The sequence below is a fragment of the Leuconostoc aquikimchii genome (genome assembly GCF_040838325.1).
Taxonomy (GTDB): Bacteria; Bacillota; Bacilli; order Lactobacillales; family Lactobacillaceae; genus Leuconostoc; species Leuconostoc aquikimchii.
On record NZ_JBFPER010000001.1, the window covers coordinates 1,575,263 to 1,587,297 of the forward strand.

General features: G+C 38.3%; 9 protein-coding genes. 7 read left to right on the forward strand and 2 right to left on the reverse strand.

The window, feature by feature from the left end:
• Positions 1-2,664, reverse strand: a complete 2,664-nt coding sequence (locus tag AB3K24_RS07700) for a cation-translocating P-type ATPase (RefSeq protein WP_367974859.1) — start codon at positions 2,662-2,664, stop codon at positions 1-3.
• Between the two features lie 294 nt (positions 2,665-2,958).
• Positions 2,959-4,803: a DUF2207 family protein gene (locus AB3K24_RS07705; protein WP_367974861.1), complete on the reverse strand. Its 1,845-nt coding sequence runs from the start codon at positions 4,801-4,803 to the stop codon at positions 2,959-2,961.
• A gap of 208 nt (positions 4,804-5,011) precedes the next feature.
• On the opposite strand from AB3K24_RS07705, the gene AB3K24_RS07710 reads away from it, so the two are divergent.
• The 7 genes from AB3K24_RS07710 to AB3K24_RS07740 all read left to right on the forward strand — a co-directional run bounded on the left by AB3K24_RS07710 (position 5,012) and on the right by AB3K24_RS07740 (position 11,921).
• Entirely contained in the window at positions 5,012-5,695 is a 684-nt protein-coding gene (locus AB3K24_RS07710) for a YoaK family protein (RefSeq protein WP_367975605.1), read from the forward strand.
• Between the two features lie 420 nt (positions 5,696-6,115).
• Positions 6,116-6,967, forward strand: a complete 852-nt coding sequence (locus AB3K24_RS07715) for a MetQ/NlpA family ABC transporter substrate-binding protein (protein WP_367974863.1) — start codon at positions 6,116-6,118, stop codon at positions 6,965-6,967.
• 38 nt (positions 6,968-7,005) lie between these two features.
• Positions 7,006-7,851, forward strand: a complete 846-nt coding sequence (locus AB3K24_RS07720) for a MetQ/NlpA family ABC transporter substrate-binding protein (RefSeq protein ID WP_367974865.1) — start codon at positions 7,006-7,008, stop codon at positions 7,849-7,851.
• Positions 7,852-7,932: 81 nt separating this feature from the next.
• Entirely contained in the window at positions 7,933-9,264 is a 1,332-nt protein-coding gene (locus tag AB3K24_RS07725) for a M20/M25/M40 family metallo-hydrolase (protein ID WP_367974867.1), read from the forward strand.
• 28 nt (positions 9,265-9,292) lie between these two features.
• A complete protein-coding gene (locus tag AB3K24_RS07730) occupies positions 9,293-10,372 on the forward strand; it encodes a methionine ABC transporter ATP-binding protein (RefSeq protein ID WP_367974868.1) in 1,080 nt (359 codons plus the stop codon).
• A gap of 2 nt (positions 10,373-10,374) precedes the next feature.
• The gene (locus tag AB3K24_RS07735) at positions 10,375-11,070 is read left to right on the forward strand and encodes a methionine ABC transporter permease (RefSeq protein ID WP_367974870.1); all 696 of its coding nucleotides are present in this window, start codon (positions 10,375-10,377) and stop codon (positions 11,068-11,070) included.
• Positions 11,071-11,297: 227 nt separating this feature from the next.
• Positions 11,298-11,921, forward strand: a complete 624-nt coding sequence (locus tag AB3K24_RS07740; RefSeq protein ID WP_367974872.1) for a PepSY domain-containing protein — start codon at positions 11,298-11,300, stop codon at positions 11,919-11,921.
• The last annotated feature ends 114 nt before the right edge of the window (positions 11,922-12,035 follow it).

The window sequence follows — 12,035 nt, forward strand, 5'->3', positions numbered from 1 at the left end:
TTATCCTTTTTTAAAGATCTGTCGTTGTACGAGTTTCACTATCTCAACAATAATTATAATACTTATTCCCGCAAATAACACGATCGTCCACTGATAACTATCTAAATGAGAAACATGAAATACAGGGTTAAGTGCTGGAATAACAACGACTGCTGACATAACAACTAACGAACCGAGTAATGACCAATTAAATAATTTGTTTTGAAATGCCTGTGGTCCAAGCATTGAACCATAAACTGACTTCACGTTGATTGCGTTAAACATCTGCATAAGTCCCAATGTCATAAACGACATTGTCAAGGCATCGCGGTGTGCTTCTGCGTCAGCTAGGTGAACTGGATACGCTAAAGCAAAGCCATAAACTGATAATACAATCACAGCTTGCAAGATGCCTTGCCAAACAATTGCTGCGCCAACACCACCTGATAAGAAACTTGCACGACGTCCGCGGGGATTTTGTGTCATCACATCTTTTTGTGCTGGTTCAACACCTAAAGCAATAGCAGGCAAAGTATCGGTCACTAAGTTAATCCACAAAATCATGATTGGCGCTAAGATGTTCCACCCTAACAGCGTCATTACAAAAATCGAAATAACTTCAGCCAAATTGGATGCTAGTAAGTACTGCAATGCCTTTTGTATGTTAGCAAAGACTTTTCGGCCTTCTTCAACAGCATGAACAATTGTTGCAAAGTTGTCATCAGCCAATACCATATCTGAGGCACCCTTTGAAACTTCTGTACCTGTGATACCCATGGCAATACCAATGTCTGCTGTTTTCAGTGCTGGTGCATCATTGACACCATCACCAGTCATTGCAACAACTTTGCCCTTCTTTTGCCAAGCACTCACAATTTTAACCTTATGTTCTGGCGCAACACGCGCATAAACACTATATTTATGAACATTTGCCGCAAATTCTTCTTCAGTCATATTGTCCAAATCAGAACCTGAAATAACTGCTGTTTCTTTGTCTTTTTCGTCTAGTATACCAAGACGAATCGCAATGGCAGCAGCCGTATCACGATGATCACCTGTGATCATCATTGATCGGATACCAGCTATTTTGGCTTCAGCAACTGCTTGTGCCACTTCTGGACGTTCTGGATCAATTAGACCCGTAAAACCAGTGAAGACCAAATCATTTTCGACTGCTTCTGACGTCATTTCTTCTGGTACAGTATCAGATAGCTTGTAAGCAAATCCCAATACACGTAAAGCTTGTGTTGCTAATTCTGAGTTAATTGATAATAACTTGGCACGAATATCATCTGTCAACGCGACAATATTACCAGCCATTTCAATTTGTGTTGCGCGTTTTAATAACTCATCTGGTGCACCTTTAACGGTAACAATATAACCATTTGGCGCAGGATGAACCGTTGACATTAACTTACGTTCTGAATCAAATGGAATTTCAGCCAAACGCGGCATCTCACTAAATAATTTGTCAATATCACGATGATGGTTTTCATTAAAGGCAATTAACGCTGTTTCCGTTGGGTCGCCAATGTAGCCATTTTCCGTGCGTTTCGTATCGTTGTTTAAAGCTAAAATATCTGCTAAACGACCGTATGTGCCTGATAGTGGCTCAGTCGTTGCCGCGTCAGATATCTCAGCATTAACAACAATCTTTTCAACGGTCATTTTATTCTGCGTTAATGTCCCTGTTTTATCAGAACCAATAATATCCGTTGAACCCAGCGTTTCAACGGCTGGTAATTTACGTATCAAGGCATTGCGTGCTGCCATACGTGTTGTCCCAAGCGCCAATGTGATTGTCACAATCGCGGGTAAACCTTCTGGAATAGCTGCGACAGCCAATGAAATTGATGTCAACAGCATATCAATAATTGTTTCTCGACCGCGTGCTAAGCCAACGACAAAAGTAATGGCTGCAATGACCAAAATTAAGTAAGTTAGAACACGGCCTAATTTAATAAGATTTTCTTGTAACGGTGTTTTAGTTTCATCGGCAGATTCAAGCATACCTGCAATATGTCCCATTTCAGTGGCCATACCGGTACCGACAACAATACCAACACCACGGCCATATGTCACATTGGTATTCATATAGCCAAGGTTTGTTCGATCCCCCAATGGCAGATCAGTCGCCGTTAACGTACCAGCTGCTTTATCAACTGGTACAGATTCACCAGTTAATGACGCTTCTTCTATTTGTAACGAAGCCGATTCGATAATGCGTATATCAGCAGGCACAATATCACCGGCTTCCAAACGGACAACATCGCCTGTCACCAACTCTGTTGATTTAACAGACATTTCCTTGCCATCACGAATCACGTTAGCATTTGGTGTTGACATTTCTTTTAAAGCATTAATCGCATCTTCTGCTTTAGCTTCTTGAAATACACCAAAAACAGCATTGATAATCACTATGGCCAAAATAAAGATGGCATCCACTAATTCACCAGTAAAAGCTGCCACAACAGCTGCTACTAATAGAATTGCAATCATAAAATCTTTAAATTGATTAATGAATTTTTGGAAAAGTGTTGTAGAAACCGCTTCTTTGAGTTGGTTCGGACCATCAGAAAGCAGCCGCTGGGCCGCTTCAGTTTGTGTCAAACCCTTTTTTTCATCTGTTCGCAAATCAGACAACACTTTCGTGACATCTTGATTGTACAATGGCTGTTCTGCCATAACTTCCTCCTACGCATCATGCGTTTACATCCTGTGGGTCACTTCAAATAAAAAAACTCGTGCAAATGTGACTGGCCGAACTTACACCAGTTATTTGCATGAGTCTCACCATTTAAGATAGTACCGGAACTGTGCGTTCGATATAAGCAAAAAAATTTGCTCGCTTTGACGGTATTATCGCGGAAAAACCGCCAGTTACTCCCTCAGGAATTATTATAGACTAATTGTACCAAAACGTAAGGGTAGACGCAAGTTTTGAACGATCACTATCTTGATAACATAGGCTGGTAAATTTTAAAAAGCGCCACCGCCGCCACCACCACCGCCGCCGGAATAACCACCAGAAAAACTGCCACCATTGCCAGAAACATTACTTTCAAAGCCAGCATTAGTTTGAATGTTATTAGCCAAATTTACTGACCAATTGGCACCAAGACTACTATATATCATATATACTGGTAAATTAATCACTGCCATATTAGTATCTTCAGCCCAAAGTTTGAGTGTCTTTGCTACCTGATTTGCTTCACCAAAAATAACGGCATAAGCCAGTAATTTATCCCATAACTGTACATCAAGTACTGTTTTGTCATCAAGATTTGCAATATCGTGTAGCATCGCTGCAAAACCCGTCCACTGCCATTTTTCGGCGACACCATCGGGCACAGTGAAGAATGTCGTTTGCTGTTGGCCTATAATCAGCAAGACTACAATGCTTATGATAAACATACTACCCGCCACTAACCATAATTGCCAAATGTTACTGTAGTTGGCCATAAAAAACAGTCCAATGATGGCACTACCGCCAACAATGGTTAGCAACGCCATCATCAGAATTTTAGTACGCGTCACTTTATTTGTCGTCACTGAATCAATTATGCTGTTTTTAGCTTCATCAGCGGTAATTTCGCGTTGAAACTTATCGATGCCCTGATGAATGCGTTTTGACACACGTGATTCTTGTTCTTGAAATTCATGTTGATACACAACCACTCTTTTTTTGCCAAAAATCATATCAATCAGCACGATTTCAAATTGACGTAAGCCGCTTTCGTCAACGACACGATAAATTGCATTATCTATATCACTAACATTTTGATAAGTAATCGTAACTTTTCGGCGAGCAATCAAGTCCATCAGGGTAGCTACTATAACTTTAGAGACATCCGCTTGTTGTCTAATACGGGCATTAATTAATGCTGGACCTAAATCATTTGGTATGTCATAAATGTGAATAGCGGCCATATTTATGCCACTCTTTTGTTGTGCTTGGCGTAACTGATGGCGAATACGAAACTTGTACCACATCGTTAATATCAACACCGCTATGAAAACAATTGGTAGCACAATAAAACCATAAATAGTAACCAATCGCAGTGTCTTATTATGCTTAATTGTTCGCTCTGCTTCTGTTTGCGATATGATTTTTGCACGGTGACCAGATTGTATATTTGTATTCAACGGCATTTGTGACTTATCAAAATAGGTATGTAATTCTAGTACCTGATTCGCTTTAACCCGCGCTGTTGTCACACGTAATTGCGCACGCTTTTTATCGACAGTCAGGTGACCTATTGAACTGCCATGCACCCAACCTTTGAGTGTTTTTGCCGGTTGATTAGGTAGGAATACAGTAATTTTGACATTTTCTAATGTTTGATCCCAATTTGAAATAATTTGCCAATTGAGTTCAGAGACATCATCCCAATTTATAATGAGATTTTGTAACTGATAAGTATATTTGACCGTCAAGTCGTCGTCTGCTTTAATTGGATAGTAGACCTTTTCTTCTACACTCGAGCGCGTTTTTGACATCACGTACCCAATATTTGCATCCCCAACTTGCGGAGCAATTGGTTGCGGTTTTTCACCATTACGAGCAATAGTAATCGTTTGTAATCCACCCCACTGATATGGTTTATAACCATTAACCGGTTTGGTTAAACTTTCTTTCAGATATACCCCATTCATATCATCATCAAACTTGTAAGTCACAGTCTTATCAATAGTGGCCATACCATTTTCTGCAATATGGACATCTTGTTGGTAGTTTGTCACGCGATAATCTGCCTGCACAACTTCCAAACCGAACAAAAATGTCAACATTGCGGCAATTATAAATTTAATAAATATCCTCATAGTTATCCCCTTATTGCTCATATTATAACAAAAACTGTCGTTCAAACCAATTAATTTACCTGCCTAGCAGTTGCTTTATTTTAAAAACTGTCGCTCACTCAAAAAAAGCAACATCACTTATCAAAATAGCGTAAAATAAGAAAGTAAATTTTATTTGGAAGGAACAACAAAATTATCACTGATGATGATTTTGCTTACACTTTTTATTATGTCTGAAACCAACACACATCCGATTCAAGAACGTCTGCCCATTGCCCTGCTACTAGCTACCAACTCAGGTTTCGTTGATGCCTATACTTTTCAGTATCACGCCGAACGTTTCGCCAGTTTGCAAACAGGAAACATTATTCAAGCTGGGATTTCACTCGCCAGAGGCCAATACCATTATGCCTTAAGCTTCCTCATACCCATTCTATTTTTCTTATTAGGCGCCGCCTTTAACAATATTCTCAAACATAAATTCAAACCGGGCAAATTATCAACACAACAACATAGTTTGATTGTCGAAGCAGTCGGAATTAGTTTACTTGTGCTTGTACAGACACAAATATCTAGTACGGCGTTCATCACATTATTATCGTTTTTCTTAGCAATACAATTGGATGCCTTTCCAAAAGTACACGGTTTACCTTTCACTAGTGTGATGTCAACTGGTAATTTGCGTCATGTCGGCGCGAATTTAATGACTTATTTTTATACAAAAAATAAAACGGCATTACGAAACGCTGGTCTATTTTCATTAATTATTCTAGCCTTTTTATTTGGCGCCTATATATCAGCACTGATATCAACTTATCTTCAACACCTCACATTACTCGGTTCAAGTATCATTTTAATCACTATTTTCAGCCTACTCTTTGATTATTCAAAGAAAGTAGTTGACAAATCTTAAGGTTGTGAGTAATATAGGGTTTAACGATTTTAGAAATAAACAAGTTGAACAGAAAAGTAACAATTAAGCAAAGCCTAGAAAGCTAATGGTTGATGTAAATTAGCGTGCGTACGATTGTGAAAATGACCTGTGATTGGTGTTAACGAATTGGTTTACCATTTAGTTGACAACGGTTTGGCCCGCGTTATTGGGCACACCATTCGGCTAGGATCATCTCCCGATGCCCGATGGTTAGTGAGCAAGCTATTAGCAATTTTAGCTGACAACTCAGAATGGTAACGCGCTATTTTAGCCGCTTCTGTATTTAAGTGTACAGTAGCGGTTTTTTTGTGCTATTAAGCCAATCATAACCGTATCATACATGTTTATTTTTAAAATCATTGCTTGCACCATAACACAAACTATTTGGGAGAAGAAATTATGAGTAAATTAAAGAATTGGCTTATCGGTGGTGTGGCTATCGTCGTCATTGGCGGTGTCGCCTATGCTAGTTTTGGGCATCAAGCCGCTACAAAATCCAATAATAAAGTTGTCACAGTTGGTATTATGTCAGGATCAAAGCAGGATACAACTATTTGGGATTCCGTATCTAAAACGGCTAAAGATAAATACGGGATTACCTTGAAATTCAAACAATTTTCAGACTACAATCAACCAAACAAAGCCTTAGCTGCCGGCGATATTGATATTAACGCCTTCCAGCACTATGCCTTCTTAGCAGCGTCAAACAAGGCAACTGGCGATAAGATTGTTTCAATAGGCGACACTGTTATCTCACCTATTCGTTTGTATTCAAACACCTACAAAAAAGTGTCAGAATACAAAACAGGTGATACCATTGTTGTACCAAATGACACGTCAAACGAGAGCCGTTCGTTGTATGTCTTGAAGGCCGCCGGACTGATTGATCTAAAATCTGGTTTAACAACAGCCACTGTTAAAGACATTACCAAAAACCCAAAATCATTAAAAATCAAGGAATTAGCTGCAGATCAGACGGCACGATCATTGACAGATGTACAAGGTGCAGTGGTCAATGGCACGTATGCAGATACGGCTGGATTAGATTACAAAAAAGCAATATTTGTTGAACCTATCAATAAAAACTCGCATCAATGGGTTAATATTATAGCTGCTAAAAATGCTGACAAAAACAAACAAGTCCTAAAAGACGTTGTCAAATCATATCATACACAAACGACTAAAGATGCGATCAATAAAGCCTATGATGGCGTTGAACTTGCTGCTTGGGATACTGATTTTAGTAAATAATACAGCCCGCGTACCTACAATTGAAATGGAGACTCACTATGAGTAAAAAAACGAACTGGATTATCGGCGGTATCGCCGTTGTTGTTATTGCGGCTGGCGCCTACTTTACATTTGGTAATCAGAGCAACAAAGCCTCTGAAAAGACTGTCACAATTGGTGTCATGGCTGGTGATAAAAATGAAGACGAGATTTGGAAATCTGTCACTAAAACAGCCAAAGATAAATATGGCATTACCTTGAAGACAAAAAAATTCACCGACTACTTGCAACCAAATAAAGCATTGTCTGCTGGTGATGTTGACTTAAATGCATTCCAAAATTATCCCTATTTGGCTAATTGGAATGCGCAATATAAGACAGATATTGTCGCCATTGGTGACACATGGACAACCCCACTCAGAATTTATTCAGATAAGTATAAAAATATTTCAAATATCAAATCTGGTGATCAAATTACAATCGCTAACGACCCTACCAACGAAAATCGCGGACTACATCTCTTGGCAGAAGCTGGTTTGATTAAAATTAAAAACACAACAAAAGCAACACCAAAAGATATTACTGACAACCCAAAAAATCTCAAAATAACCCCAGTTGATGGGTCGCAAACTGCCTCTTCGCTAAAGGACCCTACTATTGGTGCGTCTGTCATCAACACAAATTTCGCAAAGTCAGCTAAACTAGATGTCAATTCAGCGATTTATATTGAAAGTTTGAATAAGGATTCTGAACAATACTTCAACTTTATCGCAGCCAACAAAAAAGACAAGGACAAGCAAATTTATAAAGATGTTGTCAAGTCACTACAAACCAAAGAAACTAAAACCCTTGTCAAAAAGTTTTATGGTTCAGCTCAAATTACTGTTTGGGATTATCATAAATAATTAAGCATGACTTTGCATCATAAATTTATCATCACACTGCAAATTGTTTTGCAGGTACATAACAATCATAGGAGAAAGTTAATGAGCATTCGCGCACAATATATTTCACTGCTCAAACAGCTCGTTGCACTGCCAAGTGTTTCTGCAAAAGAAGCATATTTACCGGAAACAGCACAACTTATCGCAGATGCTTTTCGTACACTTGGTGCCAAAGTAACTTATGATGACAGCTATTTTGCACCTATCGTGCTAGCACAGTTTACGACGAACAACCCACATGCAAGTACTATTGTTATTTATAACCACTATGACGTGCAACCCGCCGAACCGTTAAATTTATGGCAGTCCGATCCATGGACCTTAACATCACGAGATGGTAAACTATATGGACGTGGTGTTGATGATGATAAAGGTAATCTCACTGCACGACTTGCTGCAGTTGCCGAATATTTATCTGAAAATAATAATGAGCTACCAATTAACATCACATTCATTGTTGAAGGCTCAGAAGAAACAGCCTCACGACATCTGCAAGATTATCTGGCTAAATATCATGATATACTCAAGGCCGATTTAATCATTTGGGAATCTGGTGGTAAAAATGACCAAGACGTGATTGAAATATTTGGTGGTAATAAAGGTATCGTTACTTTTGATTTTTCTGTTACGACAGCAAATAATGATTTACATTCGTCGTTGGCAGCTACTGCAAATTCGGCTGCTTTACGTTTATCACAAGCCATTGCTTCTTTATTTGACCATGATGGCAACATTGTAGTCCCACATTTTTATGACGATGTCTTGTCACCAAATGAACGTGAAAAACAACTCGTTCAATCATTGCCTCTCACACGAGAATCATTCATCACACAACATGGTTTAACTACCCCTTTGCATTCTGACCTTCATGATGCTGATTTAAAGGCAACTTTGTATTTTCAACCAACACTTAACATTGAAGGTATCACATCAGGCTACACTGGCCCAGGTGTTAAAACAATTATGCCTGCCACGGCAACCGCTAAATTAGAATCACGTCTTGTCCCAAACATGCTGCCTGATACTACCTTGCAACATATAAAAAAGCATTTGCAAGCACAGGGATTTTCAGATATTATTGTTACTAAAACTTTAGGTCAACCTGGTTATCGTAGTGATATGTCTGATCCGGAAATAACCCGCGTCATCGCTGTAGCTGCTAAATATTACAATGTACTGCCCGTCGTTATTCCCACATCCCCCGGTACAGGCCCTATGGCTATTATGCATGATGCTCTGCAAGCACCAATTGCTAGCCTTGGCATTGGCTATGCCCACACGCGTGATCATGCACCAAATGAAAATGTACGTTTAGTAGATTATAATCAACATATTGACGTTATCAAATCACTTATTGCAAGTTATCGTGTCTAATCACTGTTTCAAAGAAGGAGCACATCAAATGACTAATCCAATTATTGCCTTAGACAATATTAATGTCACATTTCATCAAAAAAAACGTACCATCAGCGCCGTAAAAGATGTTTCCATCCATATTGAACGTGGTGATGTCTTTGGTATCGTTGGCTATTCAGGTGCTGGTAAATCGACACTCGTGCGCGTTATCAATTTACTACAAGAACCCTCAAGTGGCTCTGTTGTTGTTAATAATAAAACTTTTTTTCAATCTGACAATGAAACAAGTAAAAAAACACGCATTGCTACCAAAGATTTGCGCAATCGTCGGCGTAAAATTGGCATGATTTTCCAACATTTTAATTTATTAAATGAACGTACTGTCACTGAAAATGTCGCCTTTGCCTTACTACATAGTAAATTATCCCCCCAAAAGCGCACTGAAAAAGTACAAGAATTACTCGAGCTAGTTGATTTATCAGATCGCGCTGAACAATATCCGGCACAACTATCTGGTGGTCAAAAACAACGTGTTGCCATTGCACGTGCACTAGCAAATGATCCTGAAATTTTAATTTCTGACGAGGCAACTTCCGCATTAGATCCAAAAACGACGAATCAAATTTTGAGTCTATTAAAAAAACTCAATGAAGAACTGGGTTTAACCATTGTTTTAATCACCCATGAAATGCAAGCCGTCAAGGAAATTGCCAATAAAGTTGCTGTAATGCAAGACGGCGAAATTATTGAAAGCGGCTCATTACTTGAAATATTTGCGCAACCAACGCAACAACTTACCAAAGAATTTATTGAAACGGCCACTAATATTGATAAAGCCATTGCCACAATTTCTGCCCAACCTTTGGTAAAAAATCTTGCTGATAATGAACTATTTGTCCGTTTGGCATATGTTGGTGCAACTACTGATGAGCCTTTAATTGCAGGTCTATTTCGTGATTTTCAAGTCACAGCTAACATTTTGTATGGCAATGTTGAAATTTTACAAAATACACCCGTTGGTTCCCTACTTGTCATTTTATCAGGCACAGATGACCAGATTAAGGCAGCAACATCCACTTTAGCCGATCATCATGTTGAAATTGAAATACTAAAAGGCGGTAAATAATTATGACAAAATGGTTTTCAGATACATTCCCAAACGTCGTTTATCAAGGCTGGACTGGTGATACTGGCTGGTGGACTTCTATTGTTCAGACATTCTATATGACTTTTTGGTCTGCCATTTTTGGTGGGATACTTGGTTTGGTCTTTGGTATTGGTTTAATTATTACAGCACCAAATGGTATTGCCCCAAATAAATTATTGTTCTGGTTTTTTGATAAAATTGTGTCAGTTTTTCGTGCTGTACCTTTCATCATTTTATTAGCCTTCATTGCCCCTTTTACCAAGTTAATTGTTGGTACTCAAATCGGCACAACCGCAGCTTTAGTTCCACTAGCGCTTGGCGTTTTTCCATTTTATGCGCGTCAAATACAAGTAGCTTTAGCAGAAATTGATAGTGGTATTGTTGAAGCTGCTCAGTCAGTAGGTGCCTCGTTTTGGGATATTGTCTTCGGCGTTTATTTACGCGAGGGCCGCTCTGAAATTGCACGTGTGTCAACAGTTACTTTGATTAGCTTAATCGGGTTAACGGCCATGGCTGGTGCTATAGGAGCTGGTGGACTAGGCAACATGGCTATTGCTTATGGCTATAATCGTTTCGCCACGGACACAACGCTTGTTGCAACACTTTTAGTCTTAATTTTAGTATTGATTGTACAATTGGTTGGTGACTATTTGGCTAAGAAATTCAGTCATAAATAACAAAAAAGATTTTAAAATGCATTCCAAAAGCTATCATATATTTTAAGCGCCTAACTGGTCGAAAAGGCATTGGTATTGAACCAATGCCTTTTCGACTAGTTTTATTTTGATTCGATTATAAAAAAAGTTGCTATTATCGCTCCGAAATGGTTAATTGTTCATTATTCTTTTGTTTACTTAAAAATTATGGTACAATCAAAAAACAAAATAAGATTAGGAGTTATGTTATGTTCAAGAAATGGTTAACGACGATTTTATTAATAATTATCAGTCTATTATTAGCTACTATAGTATATTTATTTTATTTCAGTCAAAATAATAATAATACTTCAAAAAGAACTGACACATCAGTCAGTGTCAGTTCTTCTAGCAGTAATAGTTCCAATCAGTCTTCTAAAGATAATCAGCCTTTGCTGAGCGTCAATAAAATAACAAGCATTTTTTTTAAACGGTATCCAAATACTGCTATTACTTCAATTGAATTAGAAAAAAATCTATTGTCGACTGACTACGAGATCAATGGTGTCGATGATAATACAGAATATACCTTGCGAATACATGCCGATACAGGCAAAATCATCAGTCACAATACAGAACAGCTTGATGCGGATGAAAAAAATGGCATTTCAAAAAATAATGAAGCCATTGATTTAGATAACATAATATCTTTAAATAACGCTGTTGCCAAAGCTAAAAGTTCTGCTGGAGACGGCTCATTGAATGGTTGGTCTTTAGAGAAAGATGATAATCGTACTTATTGGGAAATAATTATAAAAATTGGGACTAATAATACAGCCGTGAAGATTGATGCACAAACTGGTGAAGTATTAGAGATAGATAACGATGATTAAAACTTTACATCACGCAGAATTTCTGTGATTAATACTACGTTAGAACACGAACAACACCACCTGAATCAATCATTGCAATGCATATGAACAGGCAACAAACTAGTTACCCAAAGG